Source organism: Enterobacter sp. SLBN-59 (assembly GCF_024807915.1).
GTDB classification, from domain to species: domain Bacteria; phylum Pseudomonadota; class Gammaproteobacteria; order Enterobacterales; family Enterobacteriaceae; genus Enterobacter; species Enterobacter asburiae_B.
The window spans coordinates 3907301-3926076 of record NZ_JANUFI010000001.1; the positions used below are offsets into that span (position 1 = coordinate 3907301).

Annotated in this window: 12 protein-coding genes; all 12 read left to right on the forward strand. The window is 56.6% G+C overall.

Annotation, left to right across the window (positions count from 1 at the left end):
* Nucleotides 1-456 precede the first annotated feature (456 nt).
* The 12 genes from rppH to recD all read left to right on the forward strand — a co-directional run bounded on the left by rppH (nucleotide 457) and on the right by recD (nucleotide 18773).
* Nucleotides 457-987, forward strand: coding sequence for an RNA pyrophosphohydrolase (rppH, locus tag M2422_RS18680; RefSeq protein WP_013098553.1), 531 nt, complete (start codon nucleotides 457-459; stop codon nucleotides 985-987).
* Nucleotides 988-999: 12 nt separating this feature from the next.
* Entirely contained in the window at nucleotides 1000-3246 is a 2247-nt protein-coding gene (gene ptsP / locus M2422_RS18685; RefSeq protein ID WP_023309047.1) for a phosphoenolpyruvate--protein phosphotransferase, read from the forward strand.
* A gap of 193 nt (nucleotides 3247-3439) precedes the next feature.
* Nucleotides 3440-4315 (forward strand): prolipoprotein diacylglyceryl transferase, encoded by an 876-nt coding sequence (lgt, locus tag M2422_RS18690; RefSeq protein ID WP_023309046.1) that lies wholly within the window; start codon nucleotides 3440-3442, stop codon nucleotides 4313-4315.
* A gap of 6 nt (nucleotides 4316-4321) precedes the next feature.
* A complete protein-coding gene (gene thyA / locus M2422_RS18695; protein WP_014885081.1) occupies nucleotides 4322-5116 on the forward strand; it encodes a thymidylate synthase in 795 nt (264 codons plus the stop codon).
* A 184-nt stretch (nucleotides 5117-5300) separates the two neighbouring features.
* Nucleotides 5301-5765, forward strand: a complete 465-nt coding sequence (locus tag M2422_RS18700; protein ID WP_048979875.1) for a prepilin peptidase-dependent protein — start codon at nucleotides 5301-5303, stop codon at nucleotides 5763-5765.
* The gene (locus M2422_RS18705) at nucleotides 5756-6316 is read left to right on the forward strand and encodes a prepilin peptidase-dependent protein (RefSeq protein WP_048979865.1); all 561 of its coding nucleotides are present in this window, start codon (nucleotides 5756-5758) and stop codon (nucleotides 6314-6316) included. Before M2422_RS18700 ends, M2422_RS18705 begins: the two co-directional genes overlap by 10 nt.
* Complete coding sequence (locus M2422_RS18710; protein ID WP_039263328.1) at nucleotides 6313-6714, forward strand: DUF2509 family protein; 402 nt, start codon at nucleotides 6313-6315, stop codon at nucleotides 6712-6714. The genes M2422_RS18705 and M2422_RS18710 overlap by 4 nt, the downstream gene beginning before the upstream one ends.
* Entirely contained in the window at nucleotides 6699-7022 is a 324-nt protein-coding gene (locus M2422_RS18715; RefSeq protein ID WP_023309042.1) for a prepilin-type N-terminal cleavage/methylation domain-containing protein, read from the forward strand. The genes M2422_RS18710 and M2422_RS18715 overlap by 16 nt, the downstream gene beginning before the upstream one ends.
* Before the next feature lie 12 nt (nucleotides 7023-7034).
* Complete coding sequence (gene recC, locus M2422_RS18720; RefSeq protein ID WP_248202783.1) at nucleotides 7035-10409, forward strand: exodeoxyribonuclease V subunit gamma; 3375 nt, start codon at nucleotides 7035-7037, stop codon at nucleotides 10407-10409.
* Between the two features lie 140 nt (nucleotides 10410-10549).
* Nucleotides 10550-13417 carry a pitrilysin gene (gene ptrA / locus M2422_RS18725; RefSeq protein ID WP_064673502.1) on the forward strand — a complete coding sequence of 956 codons (2868 nt, stop codon included), beginning with the start codon at nucleotides 10550-10552 and terminating at the stop codon, nucleotides 13415-13417.
* Nucleotides 13414-16956, forward strand: a complete 3543-nt coding sequence (gene recB, locus M2422_RS18730; RefSeq protein WP_064673503.1) for an exodeoxyribonuclease V subunit beta — start codon at nucleotides 13414-13416, stop codon at nucleotides 16954-16956. The genes ptrA and recB overlap by 4 nt, the downstream gene beginning before the upstream one ends.
* Nucleotides 16953-18773, forward strand: coding sequence for an exodeoxyribonuclease V subunit alpha (recD, locus tag M2422_RS18735; protein WP_064673504.1), 1821 nt, complete (start codon nucleotides 16953-16955; stop codon nucleotides 18771-18773). Before recB ends, recD begins: the two co-directional genes overlap by 4 nt.
* The last annotated feature ends 3 nt before the right edge of the window (nucleotides 18774-18776 follow it).

Sequence of the window (18776 nt, forward strand, 5' to 3'; positions counted from 1 at the left end):
ACTACTGTTTCAATTTACAGCCTTGACGTGCGATGAAAATCGAATTTTCAAACAAATTGTGACTAACTTATTGGCACAATCTGTGGATAAAACCGACGCTGTTCGATCTTTCATCAGCACGACGATCCCTGATGTGACGATCGTCACGATATTCTGTTTTGTGTTCATGGAAATACATTTAACTATTTGAAAATAATTGCATTATCTAATTAATGTGAAAAAGGGGAGACTGCATCGTTTGAGGTTGTTCATCGGTAATCAGACACTTCTTCACAACTATATCCACAGAAAAGGTGAATAAAATTCCCTTCACCACCGCTCATCTGTTTATAACTCAGCACTTATTTGTGAGTTATTCAAATGTTATTAGGTTGCAGCCCTGTAAGAGAGTGGTTTACCGCCTCCCTGTAGTGTGAAACAATCATTCATATATAAGGTTTAGTTTGGGGTAGTCCGGTGATTGATGACGATGGCTACCGCCCGAACGTAGGAATAGTAATTTGTAATCGTCAGGGCCAGGTAATGTGGGCCCGGCGATATGGTCAGCACTCCTGGCAGTTCCCGCAAGGCGGGATCAATCCGGGAGAGTCCCCAGAACAAGCGATGTACCGGGAGCTTTTTGAAGAGGTCGGTTTAAGCCGAAAAGATGTTCGCATCCTGGCTTCGACCCGCAACTGGTTGCGTTACAAGTTACCGAAACGTTTGGTGCGTTGGGACACAAAGCCGGTTTGTATCGGCCAGAAACAGAAGTGGTTTCTGTTGCAGTTGGTGGGCAACGATTCAGACATCAATATGCAAACCAGCAGTACGCCGGAGTTCGATGGCTGGCGCTGGGTGAGCTATTGGTATCCTGTTCGTCAGGTCGTGTCATTTAAACGCGATGTTTACCGTAGGGTGATGAAAGAGTTTGCAAGTGTGGTAATGCAGCTTCAGGAGATCCCGCCTAAGCCGCAGAGCGCACCTGCCTGGCGACGTAAAAGAGGTTAAGCTACGCAAATCATGCTCACCCGCTTGCGAGAAATAGTCGAGAAGGTGGCCAGTGCTCCGCGTCTGAACGAGGCGCTGAATATTCTGGTCACTGACATCTGTCTTGCGATGGAGACCGAGGTCTGTTCGGTGTATCTGGCCGACCACGATCGGCGCTGCTATTACCTGATGGCGACCCGTGGTTTGAAAAAACCACGTGGACGCACCGTCACGCTCGCATTTGATGAAGGTATCGTGGGCCTGGTTGGGCGGCTGGCTGAACCCATCAACCTTGCTGACGCGCAAAAACACCCCAGCTTTAAATACATCCCTTCCGTAAAAGAAGAGCGCTTCCGCGCTTTTCTTGGCGTGCCGATTATCCAGCGTCGCCAGCTGCTCGGCGTGCTGGTTGTCCAGCAGCGCGAGCTACGTCAGTACGATGAAAGCGAAGAGTCTTTCCTCGTCACGCTGGCCACTCAGATGGCGGCGATCCTCTCCCAGTCCCAGCTTGCCGCGCTCTTTGGTCAGTATCGCCATACGCGCATTCGTGCCCTTCCGGCATCGCCAGGCGTAGCAATTGCTGAAGGCTGGATGGACGCCACGCTGCCGCTGATGGAGCAGGTTTACGAAGCCTCAACGCTAGATGAAGCGCTTGAGCGCGAGCGTCTTACCGCCGCGCTTGAAGAGGCGGCGAATGAATTTCGTCGTTACAGCAAGCGCTTTGCCGCAGGCGCACAGAAAGAGACGGCGGCCATCTTCGACCTCTATTCGCACCTGCTCTCCGACGCACGTCTGCGTCGTGAGCTGTTTGCGGAAGTGGATAAAGGCTCGGTCGCAGAGTGGGCGGTTAAGAAGGTCATCGAAAAATTTGCCGATCAATTTGCGGCACTGACCGACGGTTACCTGAAAGAACGGGCTGGCGATCTCCGCGCCCTGGGACAGCGTCTGCTGTTCCATCTCGATGACACCATTCAGGGACCGAATGCCTGGCCAAAACGGTTTGTGCTGGTCGCCGATGAACTCTCGGCAACGACGCTGGCTGAACTGCCTCAGGACAGGCTGGCCGGTGTGGTAGTGCGCGATGGCGCAGCCAACTCGCATGCCGCCATTATGGTGCGTGCGCTGGGTATTCCTACCGTTATGGGAGCGGATATCCAGCCGTCGGTACTGCACCGCCGTACGCTGGTAGTGGACGGCTATCGCGGTGAGCTGCTGGTCGATCCTGAGCCGGTTCTGCTCCAGGAATACCAGCGTCTTATCAGCGAAGAGAATGAATTAAGCAAGCTGGCGGAAGATGACGTTAACCTGCCCGCACAGCTTAAGAGCGGTGAGCGGATCAAAGTCATGCTCAACGCCGGTTTAAGCCCTGAGCATGAAGAAAAACTTGGCAGCCGCATCGACGGTATTGGCCTGTACCGTACTGAAATCCCGTTCATGCTGCAGAGCGGTTTCCCCTCCGAAGAGGAGCAGGTGGCGCAGTATCAGGGGATGCTGCAGATGTTTAACGACAAACCTGTCACCCTGCGAACCCTGGATGTCGGCGCGGATAAACAGCTGCCCTATATGCCGATCAGCGAAGAAAACCCGTGCCTGGGCTGGCGTGGGATCCGCATTACGCTCGATCAGCCGGAGATCTTCCTGATCCAGGTGCGTGCAATGCTGCGCGCCAACGCGGCGACGGGCAATCTCAGCATCTTACTCCCGATGGTCACCAGCATTGATGAGATCGACGAGTCCCGGCGACTGATCGAACGTGCCGGCCGTGAAGTGGAAGAGATGATCGGCTATGCGATCCCTAAACCGCGGATCGGGGTGATGCTTGAAGTGCCGTCTATGGTCTTTATGCTGCCGCAGCTGGCAAACCGTGTTGATTTTATCTCTGTCGGCACGAACGACCTGACGCAATATATTCTGGCCGTCGACCGTAACAATACCCGTGTCGCCAGTATCTACGACAGCCTGCATCCGGCGATCATTCGCGCGTTAGCGATGATTGCCCGTGAAGCGGAACAGTACGGCATTGATTTACGCCTGTGCGGTGAAATGGCCGGGGATTCAATGTGCGTTGCGATCCTGATTGGTCTGGGATACCGCCATCTGTCGATGAACGGTCGCGCTGTCGCTCGCGTGAAGTACCTGCTGCGGCATATCGACATCAACGATGCCCGCGAGCTGGCTGAACGCAGCCTTGACGCGCAGCTGGCCGCTGAGGTTCGTCATCAGGTCGCGGCGTTTATGGAACGGCGCGGTATGGGCGGCCTGATCCGCGGTGGCCGCTAATCATCTTTCGCCCTCTCCCTGTGGGGGAGGGCTCCAGCGCGCATAAAACCCTATACACATCTTTTACATCTCTGGCGCATCCTCCGCGCCCGCCTTGTGCTATGATTCGCAACTTTGGAGCCTCTGCTTACGGCAGAATCGCATTTCTACCGCTGTCCACTTTCAGCGGAATAACAACATCTTGTGGTGACAGATGAACAGTGGTTATCTGCATTTTCCGGAATTTGATCCGGTCATTTTCTCAGTAGGACCTGTTTCGCTTCACTGGTACGGTCTGATGTACCTGGTGGGCTTCATTTTTGCCATGTGGCTCGCTGGCCGTCGCGCCAGTCGTCCGGGCAGCGGCTGGACGAAAAACGAAGTTGAAAACCTGCTCTATGCGGGCTTCCTCGGCGTGTTCCTCGGTGGCCGCATTGGGTACGTGCTGTTCTATAACTTCCCGGTATTCCTGAACGATCCGCTCTATCTGTTCCGCGTGTGGGACGGCGGCATGTCCTTCCACGGCGGCCTGATTGGGGTGATCCTGGTGATGGTGATTTTTGCCAAACGCACCAAACGCAATTTCTTCCAGGTTTCAGATTTTATCGCACCGCTGATCCCGTTTGGGCTGGGCGCTGGCCGTCTGGGTAACTTTATCAACGGTGAGCTGTGGGGCCGCGTCGACCCGAGCGTGCCGTACACGATGCTCTTCCCGGGCTCCCGCGCAGAAGATATCGCGCTGCTGCCATCACACCCGGAGTGGCAGTCCATTTTCGATACCTACGGCGTGCTGCCGCGCCATATGTCTCAGCTGTACGAGCTGGCGCTGGAAGGCGTGGTGCTGTTTATCATCCTCAACCTGTTTATCCGCAAACCGCGTCCGATGGGCGCTGTCTCCGGCCTGTTCCTGATTGGCTACGGCGCATTCCGTATTATCGTCGAGTTCTTCCGTCAGCCAGACGCACAGTTTACCGGCGAATGGGTACAGTACATCAGCATGGGGCAGATCCTCTCCATTCCGATGATTGTCGCGGGTGCCATTATGATGATTTGGGCGTATCGTCGTCGTCCACAGCAACAAATTTCCTGAGGAACCATGAAACAGTATCTTGAATTGATGAAAAAAGTGCTCGACGAGGGCACGCCGAAAAACGACCGCACCGGCACCGGTACGCTCTCTATTTTTGGCCACCAGATGCGCTTCAACCTGCAAGAAGGCTTCCCACTGGTGACGACAAAGCGCTGCCATCTGCGCTCGATCATTCATGAACTGCTCTGGTTCCTGCAAGGCGATACCAACGTTGCGTATCTGCACGAAAATAACGTCTCAATCTGGGACGAATGGGCAGATGAAAATGGCAACCTGGGCCCGGTTTACGGCAAGCAGTGGCGCGCCTGGCCAACGCCTGATGGCCGCCATATTGACCAGATCACCACCGTGATGAACCAGCTGAAAAACGATCCGGACTCGCGCCGAATCATCGTTTCCGCCTGGAACGTCGGCGAGCTGGATAAAATGGCGCTGGCACCGTGCCACGCGTTCTTCCAGTTCTATGTCGCTGACGGCAAGCTATCCTGCCAGCTCTATCAGCGCTCCTGTGACGTGTTCCTCGGCCTGCCGTTTAACATTGCCAGCTATGCGCTGTTAGTCCACATGATGGCGCAGCAGTGCGACCTGGAAGTGGGCGATTTTGTCTGGACCGGTGGGGACACCCATCTTTACAGCAACCATATGGAACAGACGCATCTCCAGCTGACCCGCGAACCGCGTGCGCTGCCGAAGCTGATTATCAAACGCAAACCGGCATCAATCTTCGACTATCGCTTTGATGATTTCGAGATTGAGGGCTATGACCCGCATCCGGGCATCAAAGCGCCCGTCGCTATCTGATGCGATAAAGCGTGACACAACCGGTGCTCTTTAGCGCCGGTTTTTTTTCGCCTTTATCCCGTTTCCCGAAGCGCTATCCAGAAAGCGTGCAACGCGCTGCAACACTCCTGATTCTCCGTATAACGCCTCGTAAAACGAGGATCCGTCGCTCGTCATGTTCACCGCGCTTCGCCACACTCCCGATATGAAAAAAGAGAACGGTTTTACGCTTATCGAAACGCTGGTCGCGATTTCGCTTGTCGTTATCCTCAGCGCCTCAGGTCTTTACGGCTGGGACAGCTGGCAGCGGCAGCAGCGGCTGTGGCAAACCGCCAGTCAGGTACGAGATTACCTGCTGTTTCTGCGCAATCATGCCAACCGCTACAACCGCGACCATCAAATTACCCATCAGCGGATGGGAGGCATGGATTGTCTGCTGAGCTCTGCCGCGCAAGGCTGTGAGAAGGGCAATCCCTTTGTGCTGATACCACTCTGGCCTGAGGTCGCGATCGGCGAGGTAACGCCGTCGCTCGCGTTCTATGGATTAAAGGATACGGCATGGGCAGGGCGGATACGCGTTCAAAGTCGTGCAGGAGAATGGCTGATTATTGTCTCAAATGGAGGACGCATCAGGATGTGTAAGGTCTCTGCGGGAGGTTCATGTCGATGAAGCAGCGAGGTTTCTCACTGACTGAAGTTCTGATTGCCACGGCGATTAGCAGCCTCCTGCTGATAAGCGCATCGCGTTTTTTACCCGGCTTGCAGCGTGCGGTCTTAGCGCAATCCGGCCAGAGACAACTGGAGGAAGAGGTCTGGCACCACCTGTTCGCCCTGGGCAAACAGCTCCAGCGTGCGGGGTACTGCGCGGGAAACTGTCAGGGACAGGCGCTGGTGACAGCCAGGCAAGGAAGTTGCGTCATTGTGCGGTGGGATGCCAACAGTAACGGCAGCTGGGATAACAGCGCATCAGAAAATGACAGCACCGGTTTTCGACTGGAGTCTGGTGCGCTTGAAACCCAGCGTGGAGCGACCTCATGTGAAGGAAAAGGATGGGAAAAGCTCACGGACCCGGACAGGCTTACTATCGCGCATTTTGTGGTGAGGACAGTGGAACATGCCGGTTTTGCGCCAGAGGTGAATATCGAACTGGCGGCGATTCGTAAAGGCGAGAAGGGGGAGCCCTGGCAGGCGTTGTATACGGTCACGGGGTACAACCTGTGAATCGTCAACGCGGCATGTCTTCGCTGGCGATGGTTCTGCTTTTACTGGTGCTCGGTACCCTGATCCTCACCGGTCTCAATCAGCAGCTCACAACGTTTAGCGCGCTCGTCGGCGGTGAGAGCCGTTCGCTTCAGCAGCAGGCGACGGTGCAGTCCGCGCTTGAGTGGGGACGAGTTCAGAGCTGGTCGTCAGAGCCACAGGTTCAGTGCAAGAAGACTCCTGCGTGGCGAGCGTGTTTGCGCCAGCTGAGTGGGGCGCGTGTGCTGCTGATTGCCGGAGACAGCGACCTGCTGCTCTGGCGCTCAGGAGAGATTGTCGACGGGAACGTTCGCTTTTCGCCTCACGGCTGGAGTGATTTTTGTCCCCTTAAGGAGAGCGCGTTATGCCAGCTGCCGTGAACAGAGAAAAAGGGTTTAGCATGGTTGAGGTACTGCTGGCGATGATGCTGCTGGTGATCGTCGTGACGGCTTTGTCCGGTTATCATCGGGCGTTGGCGGCTCGGTTTACCCTGTTTAACCAGTATCGACAGCTCTGGCACCATGCCTGGAATCAGTCTCAGCTCTCAACAAATGTTCTCCCGGCAGGCTGGCAGGCCAGTCGGGGGCAGACAACGCACGCAGGATGTGTCAGCATCACGGTCACACTTATTTCTCCTCTGGGGCGGCGCGGTGAGATAACGCGCCTGCATTGCCCGGTTAGCCAGTAGTCGGGAGCGTCTATGTTAAGGGTCTACCACTCAAATCGTCTGGATGTGCTGGAAGCGCTGATGGAATTTATCGTTGAGCGCGAGCGGCTTGACGATCCTTTTGAGCCTGAAATGGTGCTGGTGCAGAGCACCGGTATGGCACAGTGGCTGCAAATGTCGCTTTCCCGTAAATTTGGCATAGCCGCAAATATTGATTTCCCGCTGCCCGCGAGCTTTATCTGGGAGATGTTTGTGCGCGTGTTGCCGGACATCCCGGAGCAGAGCGCCTTCAACAAGCAAGGCATGAGCTGGAAGCTCATGGCGCTGCTGCCGGAAATGCTGCAGCACGATGAATTCGCCATGCTGCGCCACTACCTCAATGACGATACCGATAAGCGCAAGCTGTTCCAGCTGGCGTCGCGCACCGCCGATCTCTACGACCAATACCTTGTTTACCGTTCTGACTGGTTAATTCGTTGGGAAGCGGGCGAGTTGGTTGAAGGGCTACCGGAGGCGCAAATATGGCAGGCACCGCTGTGGAAAGCACTGGTAGAGCATACGGAGAAACTTGGGCAGCCTCAGTGGCACCGTGCCAACCTGTACGATCGGTTTATCTCCATACTCGAGAATGCGTCGGAGCGCCCGGCCCGACTGCCGTCACGCGTTTTTATCTGCGGGATATCCGCATTACCGCCTGTTTATCTGAAGGCGTTGAACGCGCTGGGTAAACATATTGATATTCATATTTTGTTCACCAACCCTTGCCGACAGTATTGGGGGGATATCCTCGACGAACGTTGGCTTGCGCGGCTGGTGACTCGCCAACGAAAGCGCCTTTTTGAAGAACGTTCCGTCCCGCTGTTTAAAGACGGCTCGACTGCCGGGCAGCTTTTTGATGAAGACGGTATCCAGAACCTGCCCAATCCACTGCTTGCCTCGTGGGGGAAGCTGGGGCGTGACTACATTCACATGCTTTCAGACATCACCTCATCAGGTGAAGGCGACGTAGATGCCTTTGTCGATATTGCCCCGGATAGCCTGCTGCATCATATTCAGCTGGATATCCTCGATCTGGAAAACCGTGCCGTGATGGGCGTGACGGCGAAAGAATTCGAACGCAGCGACAGCAAGCGCAAGCTGGATGCTGACGATCGCAGCATCACGATCCATGTTTGCCATAGCCCTCAGCGTGAGGTCGAAGTGCTTCACGACCAGCTGCTGGCGATGCTGCAGGACGATCCCGAACTCACCCCGCGCGATATCGTGGTGATGGTGGCGGATATCGACAGCTACAGTCCCTTCATTCAGGCCGTTTTTGGCAGTGCGACGGGCGAGCGATATCTGCCTTACGCTATCTCTGACCGTCGTGCCCGTCAGTCGCATCCGGCATTGCAGGCCTTTATCACTCTGCTTTCACTGCCGGATAGCCGCTTTATCTCCGAAGATGTCCTGGCGTTACTGGATGTTCCCGTGCTGGCTGCACGCTTCAACATCAATGAAGAGGGGCTGCGCTACCTTCGCCAGTGGGTGAATGAATCTGGCGTACGCTGGGGGATCGATGACGATAACGTTCAGGAGTTCGAACTTCCTCCAACCGGGCAGCACACGTGGCGATTTGGCCTGACGCGTATGCTGCTGGGCTACGCCATGGAGAGCAGCCAGGGCGAGTGGAATGAGGTGCTGCCTTACGATGAGTCCAGCGGGTTAATTGCTGAACTGGTGGGGCATTTAGCGTCACTCCTGATGCAGCTTAACCGCTGGCGACACGAACTGATGCAGCCGCGTCCGCTTGAAGCGTGGCTCCCGGTTTGCAGGGCATTGCTTAATGATTTCTTCCTGCCAGACAGTGACACCGAAGCGGCAATGGCACTGATTGAAACGCAGTGGCAGGCGATCGTCGATGAAGGCGTGAATTCCCATTATCAGGATGCAATCCCACTGTCGCTGTTGAGGGATGAGCTAACGCAGCGGCTTGACCAGGAGCGAATCAGCCAGCGTTTCCTGGCAGGCCCCATCAATATCTGCACCCTGATGCCAATGCGTTCTATCCCGTTTAAAGTGGTCTGTCTGCTTGGCATGAACGACGGCGTTTATCCGCGCGCGCTGGCGCCGCTGGGGTTCGATTTGATGAGCGCAGATCCAAAGCGGGGCGACCGTAGCCGCCGCGATGATGACCGCTACCTCTTCCTTGAGGCGCTCATTTCCGCCCAGAGTAAGCTCTATATCAGCTATATCGGCCGTTCCATTCAGGACAACAGCGAGCGTTTTCCCTCCGTTCTGGTGCAGGAGCTGGTGGACTATATCGGCCAGAGTCACTATCTGACGGGGGATGAAGAGCGCAACTGCGATGAAAGCGAGATGAGGGTGAAAGCCCATATCACCTGTTTCCACAGCCGCATGCCGTTTGACCCGGTGAACTACACGCCCAGCGAGCGCCAGAGCTATGCGCAGGAGTGGCTACCGGCGGCGAAAAAGGAGGGGAGTGCGCATACCGATTTCATTCAGGAGCTTGACCCGCGCCCTGTCGACACCCTGACCTTCGAACAGCTTCAGCGGTTTTGGGCGCATCCGGTGCGCGCCTTCTTCCAGCAGCGATTGCAGGTCAACTTCCGTTCTGAAGAGAGTGAAATTCCTGATTCAGAGCCCTTTACGCTGGAAGGGCTGGAGCGCTACCAGTTAAACCTGCAGCTGTTGAATGCGCTGGTTGAAGAGGAAGATGCGGACAAACTTTACCGCCGCTACCGTGCTGCAGGACAGCTGCCCTATGGGGCATTCGGGGAAATTGTCTGGGAGGCGCAGTGTCAGGAGATGACCGCCCTGGCAGAGCGCGTAAGAGCGTGCCGACAGCCAGGGAAAAGCATTGAAATCGATCTCAACTGCAATGGCGTACAGCTTACGGGCTGGTTAACCCAGGTTCAGCCGGACGGGCTGCTGCGCTGGCGGCCTTCTATGCTGAGCGTTTCACAGGGTTTGCAACTCTGGCTGGAACATCTTGTCTACAGTGCGGATGGTCATAAAGGTGAAAGTCGGATTTTCGTGCGCAAAGAGGGCGAATGGCGCTTCCCGCCGATGGAGTCTGAGCAGGCGTTACGGTATCTGTCTTTGTACATTGAGGGCTACCGTCAGGGAATGAACAAACCGCTCCTGGTACTGCCGGAAAGTGGCGGGGCCTGGATAAAAGCCTGTTATGACGCACAGAATGATGCGATGTTAACGGATGAGGCGTCACTGCAGAAAGCGCGCAGTAAATTTATGCAGGCCTACGAAGGTAACATGATGGTACGGGGCGAAGGTGAAGATGTCTGGTATCAGCGCTTATGGCGAACGCTTGAGCCAGAGTACTTTGAGGCCATCACGGAAGAGGCGCAGCGCTACCTGCTGCCGTTGTTTAAATTTAATCAGTCCTGAGCGCTGTATAAAAATTGCGCAGTGTGGGGTGTTCAATTATGATGCACTTCTTATCACGGACTGATGTACCCAATAAAGAGATGTTGGCGTGTCCAGCACGCAATGTATTAATGATGTAGCCGTGATAAAGAGGTAGCACCTTGTTTAAAGCGTTTGTTTTGTTTTTCGCCCTCTGGGTACCTGTCACTCAGGCAGACTCCGGTTGGCAACCCGTTCAGGAAACTATTCGTAAAAGCGAAAAAGATACCCGTCAATATCAGGCTATTCGTCTTGATAACGGCATGACCGTGCTGCTGGTTTCCGATCCGCAGGCGGTGAAGTCCCTCTCGGCATTAGTGGTGCCGGTTGGATCGCTGGAAGATCCTGACGCGCATCCTGGGCTTGCACACTATCTGGAACATATGACGCTGATGGGGTCAAAAAAATACCCGCAGCCGGATAGCCTGTCCGAATTTTTGAAAATGCATGGCGGCAGCCACAATGCCAGTACGGCACCGTACCGCACGGCCTTTTATCTTGAAGTCGAAAATGATGCGCTGGAAGGCGCGGTCGATCGCCTTGCTGATTCCATCGCCGCCCCCCTGCTGGATAAAAAATATGCCGACCGTGAACGCAATGCCGTCAATGCTGAGTTGACCCTTGCCCGCACGCGAGACGGTATGCGCATGGCCCAGGTCAGCGCCGAAACCATCAACCCTGCGCACCCGGGTTCGCGCTTCTCCGGCGGTAACCTTGAGACGTTAAGCGACAAACCGAACAGCCCGGTGCTTGATGCCCTGCACGCGTTTCGCGATAAATACTACTCCGCCAACCTGATGAAAGCGGTCATCTACAGCAATAAACCGTTGCCAGAACTGGCAGGCATGGCGGCTAAAACGTTTGGCCGGGTGCCGAATAAAAATATCGACCTGCCGCAGATAGACGTACCGGTGGTCACGGATGCGCAAAAGGGCATCGTGATCCACTACGTGCCTGCGCTGCCGCGCAAAGTGCTGCGCGTGGAATTCCGCATCGATAACAACACCGCACAGTTTCGCAGTAAAACCGATGAGCTGGTGACCTATCTGATAGGTAACCGTAGCCTGGGTACGCTTTCTGACTGGCTGCAAAAACAGGGGCTGGTGGAAGGTATTCGCGCCGACTCCGATCCGGTTGTGAACGGCAATAGCGGCGTGCTGGCGATCTCCGCCACCCTGACCGACAAGGGCCTGGCAAACCGTGACGAAGTGGTGGCGGCGATCTTCAGCTACCTCTCTTTACTGCGTGAGAAAGGCGTCGATAAGCGCTACTTTGATGAGCTTGCCCACGTGCTGGATCTCGATTTCCGTTACCCGTCCATTACCCGCGATATGGATTACGTTGAGTGGCTGGCGGATACCATGATCCGCGTGCCGGTGGAACACACCCTCGATGCGGTCAATATTGCCGACCGCTATGATGCCGATGCGGTAAAAGCCCGCCTGGCGATGATGACGCCGGAGAATGCCCGCATCTGGTACATCAGCCCGAACGAACCGCATAACAAGACGGCGTATTTTGTCGATGCTCCTTATCAGGTGGACAAAATCAGCGCGCAGACCTTCGCCGACTGGCAGAAGAAGGCCGGGGAGATTGCGTTGAAGCTGCCGGAGCTGAACCCCTATATTCCGGATGACTTCTCGCTGACCAAAACGACTAAAGATTACCCGCACCCGGCGCTCATCGTTGATGAACCGACGCTGCGCGTGGTGTACACCCCCAGCCGCTACTTCGCAAGCGAGCCAAAGGCCGATGTCAGCGTGGTGCTGCGTAACCCGAAAGCGATGAACAGCGCTAAAAATCAGGTGATGTTCGCGCTCAATGACTATCTCGCCGGGATTGCGCTCGATCAGCTTAGCAACCAGGCGGCCGTGGGCGGCATCAGTTTCTCCACCAACGCCAACAACGGTTTGATGCTCAATGCAAACGGCTATACCCAGCGTTTGCCTCAGCTGTTCCAGGCACTGCTGGAAGGGTATTTCAGCTACACGCCGACGGAAGAGCAGCTTGAACAGGCAAAATCGTGGTATGCGCAGATGATGGATTCTGCGGAGAAGGGCAAAGCTTACGATCTGGCGCTTATGCCGGCGCAAATGCTGTCGCAAGTTCCTTATTTCCAGCGAGAGGACCGCCGCGCGCTGTTGCCTTCGATCACCTTAAAAGACGTACTGGCTTACCGTGACGCGCTGAAAACCAACACGCGTCCGGAGTTCCTGATCGTCGGCAACATGAGTGAGGATCAGGCCAAAACCCTGGCGGAGAATGTGCGCACTCAGCTCGGTTCGAAAGGCGACGAGTGGTGCCGCAACCAGGACGTGCTGGTTGAGAAAAAACAGAATGTGATTTTTGAAAAGGCGGGTAACAGCACGGATTCCGCGCTGGCCGCGGTATTTGTGCCCACGGGCTATGATGAATTCGCCAGCTCGGCGCAGAGTGCCGTACTGGGGCAAATTATTCAGCCGTGGTTCTATAACCAGTTACGCACAGAGGAGCAGCTTGGCTACGCGGTGTTTGCCTTCTCCATGAACGTAGGCCGACAGTGGGGGCTGGGTTTCCTGCTGCAAAGCAGCGATAAACAGCCGGCGTATCTCTGGAAGCGTTACCAGGCCTTCTTCCCGCAGGTGGAAGCGAAACTGCGCGCAATGAAGCCGGAAGAGTTTGCGCAGATCCAGCAGGCCGTCATCGCACAGGTGATGCAGCCGCCGCAGACGCTGGGTGAAGAAGCTTCGCAGCTGAGCAAAGATTTCGATCGCGGTAATCTGAAATTTGATTCGCGTGATAAAGTAGTGGCCGAGATAAAACAGCTGACGCCGCAGAAGGTTGCCGACTTCTTCCATCAGGCGGTCATTAAGCCGCAGGGAATCACCATCCTGTCTCAGGTTTCCGGTAGCCAGAACGGGAAAACGGAGTACGTGAACCCGAAAGGCTGGAAAGTCTGGAAGAGCGTCAGCGCGCTGCAGCAATCTATGCCCTGGAGTAAGAAAGAATGACCGATACCGCTGAGTCCCTTGATCCCTTACGTTTACCTCTGCAGGGTGAACGATTGATTGAAGCCTCAGCGGGAACGGGAAAAACCTTCACCATTGCCGCTCTGTACCTGCGTCTGCTGCTGGGGCTTGGCGGCAACGCCGCTTTTCCACGTCCTTTGAGCGTGGAGGAACTGCTGGTGGTGACCTTCACCGAGGCTGCCACCGCTGAGCTGCGGGGCCGTATTCGCAGCAATATCCACGAGCTGCGCATCGCCTGTCTGCGTCAGAGCACGGATAACCCTCTCTACGCGAGCCTTCTGGAAGAAATTGCCGATAAGCAACAGGCAGCCCAGTGGCTATTGCTCGCTGAACGGCAGATGGATGAAGCGTCCGTCTTCACCATTCACGGTTTTTGCCAGCGTATGCTGAGCCTGAATGCGTTTGAATCCGGCATGCTGTTTGAACAGCAGCTTATTGAAGATGAATCCGTGCTTCGCTATCAGGCCTGCGCGGATTTCTGGCGTCGCCACTGCTACCCGTTACAGCGCGATATCGCCGAAGCGGTACATGCGCTGTGGAAGGGCCCGGAGGCGCTGCTGCGCGCTATCGATCGTTATCTGCAGGGTGAAGCACCGGTCATCAAATCCCCGCCGCCTGCAGATGAAACCCTGGCCTCACGCCATGAAAAAATCATCGCGAGAATTGCCGATATCAAGCAAAAATGGATTGAGTCCGTTGGCGAGATTGACGCCATCATCGAAAATTCCGGGATTGATCGACGCAAGTTTAACCGTGGCAATCAGGGGAAATGGATCGACAAGATCAGCGCCTGGGCGCAGGAGGAGACGCGAGGCTACCAGCTCCCGGATGCGCTGGAGAAATTCTCCCAACGTTTCCTGGCTGAGCGGACCAAAGCCGACGGCATTGTGCCTGAGCATCCTCTGTTTGTGGCGATTGAAACCCTGCTGGCTGAGCCCTTAACGCTCAACGATCTGATGATTACCCGCGCCATGACGGAAATTCGCGACGCCGTCGCGCGTGAGAAACGCCGCCGGGGTGAACTGGGGTTTGACGATATGCTGAGCCGCCTCGATGCGGCGCTGTGCAGTGAAAATGGCGAAGCGCTTGCCGCCGCGATCCGCACCCGCTTCCCGGTGGCGATGATTGACGAATTTCAGGATACCGACCCTCAGCAATACCGCATTTTCCGCCGTATCTGGCGCCAGCAGCCCGGTACCGCGCTGTTGTTAATCGGCGATCCGAAACAGGCCATTTATGCCTTCCGCGGTGCGGATATTTTCACCTACATGAAAGCCCGTAGCGAAGTTGATGCGCACTACACGCTTGATACTAACTGGCGCTCCTCTCCCGGCATGGTGGAAAGCGTCAACGCGCTCTTCAGCCGCATGGATACGGCGTTTATGTTCCGGGAGATCCCGTTTCAGCCGGTAAAGTTCGCCGAGAAAAATGCCTCGTTGCGCTTCGAGTTCAACGGCGAGACGCAGCCTGCCATGAACTTCTGGCTGCTGGACGGGGAAGGCTGCGGCGTTGCCGACTATCAAAATGCCATGGCCCAGCACAGTGCCGCACAAATCCGCGACTGGCTCAGTGCGGGCGCGCACGGTAAAGCGCTGCTGTGGAAGGGGGATAAACCAACCCCGGTAAAGGCATCCGATATCACGGTGCTGGTGCGCAGCCGTCAGGAGGCCGCGCTCATCCGCGACGCTCTGACGTTACTGAATATCCCCTCCGTCTATCTCTCAAACCGCGACAGCGTCTTTGAAACGCTGGAAGCGCAGGAGATGCTATGGCTGCTGCAGGCCGTGCTGGCTCCGGAGCGGGAAAGCACGCTGCGTAGCGCATTAGCGAGCGCGATGCTCGGGCTGAACGCGCGGGATATTGATGCGCTCAACAATGACGAAGCCGCGTGGGATGCCGTGGTAGAAGAGTTTGTTCGCTACCGCGAAAAATGGCAGAAGCGTGGAGTCATGGCGATGGTGCGTGAGCTCATGGCGCAGCGCCACATTGCGGAGAATATGCTGGCGACAGCAGGCGGCGAGCGCCGTTTGACCGATATTTTACATATCAGCGAACTGCTGCAGGAAGCCGGTACGCAGCTGGAGAGCGAACACGCCCTGGTACGCTGGCTGGCGCAGCAAATTGCCGATCCGAACAGTAATTCGTCCAGCCAGCAGATGCGCCTTGAGAGTGATAAACATCTGGTGCAGATCGTCACCATTCACAAGTCGAAAGGCCTGGAATATCCGCTGGTCTGGCTGCCGTTTATCGCCAATTATCGCGTGCAGGATCAGGCCTTTTACCACGATCGCGAGTCTTTTGAGGCGGTGCTCGATCTCAGCAACGCGGAGTCCAGCGTTGAGCTGGCCGAAGCCGAGCGTCTGGCGGAAGACCTGCGCCTGCTTTACGTGGCGCTGACCCGTTCGGTCTGGCACTGCAGCCTGGGCGTTGCGCCGCTGTTCCGTCGCCGTGGCGAAAAGAGCGGGGAGAGTGATTTTCATCTGAGCGCGCTGGGGCGGCTTATTCAGCACGGCGAACCCAAAGATGCGGTGGGCCTGCGCCAGTGCATCGAATCGCTTTGCACGGAGCATGTTGCCCTGCATATTCCGTCGCAGCCCGACAACAGCCGCTGGCAGATGCCGGATCTGCGTGAGTCAGATCTCCATGCCCGCCAGGTTGTGCGTACCATTGCCGACGACTGGCGCGTCACCAGCTACTCCGGTTTGCAGCAGCACGGGCAGAGTATTGCGCAGGATCTGATGCCAAAACTGGACGTGGATGCCGCAGGAGCCGGTAGCGTACCCGCTGAGCCGGTGCTCACGCCGCACCAGTTCCCGCGCGGCGCCTCGCCGGGCACGTTTTTGCACAGCCTGTTTGAAGAGCTGGATTTTACCCAGCCGGTTTCCGAAGAGTGGGTGCTGAAAATGTTACAGAGTGGCGGCTACGACGCGCAGTGGCAGCCGGTTCTCACCGACTGGATCCGCGCGGTACTGCACGCGCCGCTCACGACGCAGGGGATCTCGCTGAACCAGTTGACTGCCAAAGATAAGCAGGTGGAGATGGAGTTTTATCTCCCCATCGCCAGCCCGCTCAGGGCCGAGGCGCTTGATGCCCTGATCCGCGAGTACGATCCGTTATCCGCCGGATGCCCGCCGCTGAACTTCCGCCAGGTGCAGGGGATGCTCAAAGGCTTTATCGACCTGGTTTTCCGCCACGAAGGGCGCTACTACCTGCTGGACTACAAATCGAACTGGCTGGGTGAAAGCAGCGAAGCCTACACCCAGGACGCGATGGCCTCTGCCATGCAAATGCATCGCTACGATCTGCAGTACCAGCTTTACACCCTTGCGCTGCACCGTTACCTGCGTCATCGCATGGCCGATTACCGCTACGAAACGCATTTTGGCGGCGTCATTTACCTGTTCCTGCGCGGAGTGGATGGTAACGACCCGCGTTCCGGCGTCTTTAGCACGCGTCCGGCTGCGGAACTGATTGAAAAAATGGATAACCTGTTTGCTGCAAGCACGGAGGAGGTAGCATGACGATGCAGGCGCTACTGCTGGACGCGGTTGAACAACGATTACTGCGTCACCTGGATGTGCAGTTCGCCATGATGGTGGCAGGCGAGGAGCCTGCCGTCATGCTGGCCGCGGCCATTCTGAGTAAAGACGCGGGGGAAGGGCACGTATGTCTGCCGCTGTCGCGTCTGGCGGTGGATGAGAAAATGCCTCCGGCTTTACAGGCGTGTTTCGCGCTGCTGGGTGACGAAGTGGACTGGCAGGGGATATTACTCGGCTCGCCTGCCGTGAGCGGAGCCGATACCGGGACGCCGATGATCCTTGTCGGCGAGCGTTTGTATCTTAACCGGCTGTGGCGTAACGAACTGACGGTAGCGCGCTTCTTCAGCGAGACCAACGCCCCGCTTCCCTGCGATGAAGCGCAGCTCCGGCAAACGCTGGATACGCTGTTTACCTCTGACGACGAGACAAACTGGCAGAAAGTGGCGGCAGCCGTGGCCTTAACGCGACGGATCTCGGTGATTTCTGGCGGCCCGGGCACCGGGAAAACGACCACTGTGGTAAAACTGCTTGCCGCGCTGATCCAGCTATCGGGTGAGAAAAAGTGCCGTATTCGCCTGGCCGCCCCCACCGGTAAAGCGGCGGCACGTCTGACGGAGTCGTTAGGCGGCGCGCTGCAAAAACTGCCGCTAACCGGGGAGCAGCTTGCGCTTTTCCCCAATGAAGCGAGCACGCTGCACCGTTTGCTTGGCGCACAGCCGGGTAGCCAGCGTCTGCGCTATCATGCCGGTAACCCACTGCACCTTGACGTGCTGGTCGTGGATGAAGCGTCGATGATTGACCTGACGATGATGTCGCGTTTGATCGATGCGCTCCCGCCTCACGCGCGCGTCATTTTCCTCGGCGATCGCGACCAGCTTGCCTCCGTTGAGGCCGGGGCCGTATTGGGGGATATCTGTACCTATGCCAGCCTGGGATATACCGCGGAACGCGCGCAGGAGCTGGCCCGTCTCACCGGATGTTCGCTCACGTCTGAAAACCATTCGCTCGCAGGGGCGCTGCGCGACAGCCTGTGTCTGCTGCAAAAAAGCTACCGTTTCGGCAGCGACTCCGGCATCGGCCAGCTTGCGGCGGCGGTGAACCGGGGCGACCGGCGCACCACCACAGCGGTATTTGACGGTACCTTTACGGATATTGAGAAAAAATCGCTGCAAAGCGGGGAAGAGTATCAGGCGATGCTGGACGATGCCCTGCAGGGGTACCAGCACTTTCTGACGGGCGTACAACAGCAAAGTACGCCGGAGCAGGTCATTGCCGCGTTTGGCGAATACCAGCTGCTCTGTGCGCTGAGGGAAAGCCCCTTTGGCGTCAGGGGTTTGAACGACAGGCTGGAACAACTGCTGGCGCAAAAACGCAAAATTAACCGCACCCTGCACTCGCGCTGGTATGAAGGGCGACCGGTGATGATCTCCCGCAACGACAGCGCGCTGGGATTGTTTAATGGGGATATCGGGATTGCGCTCGACTGCGGTCAGGGCCTGCGCGTCTGGTTCCAGATGCCGGACGGGAGTGTGAAGTCCTTCCAGCCCAGCCGTTTGCCCGAGCATGAAACCGCCTGGGCGATGACGGTGCACAAATCCCAGGGCTCCGAGTTTAACCATGCGGCGCTGATCCTGCCCACGCAGCTTTCACCCGTCGTTACCCGCGAGCTGATCTATACCGCCATTACGCGCGCGCGTCAGCGTCTGTCGCTGTATGCCGATGAACGGGTGCTGGTGCAGGCGATCGCCACCCGAACGGAACGCCGAAGCGGACTGGGCGCGATATTTGAGTCACTCTGAACA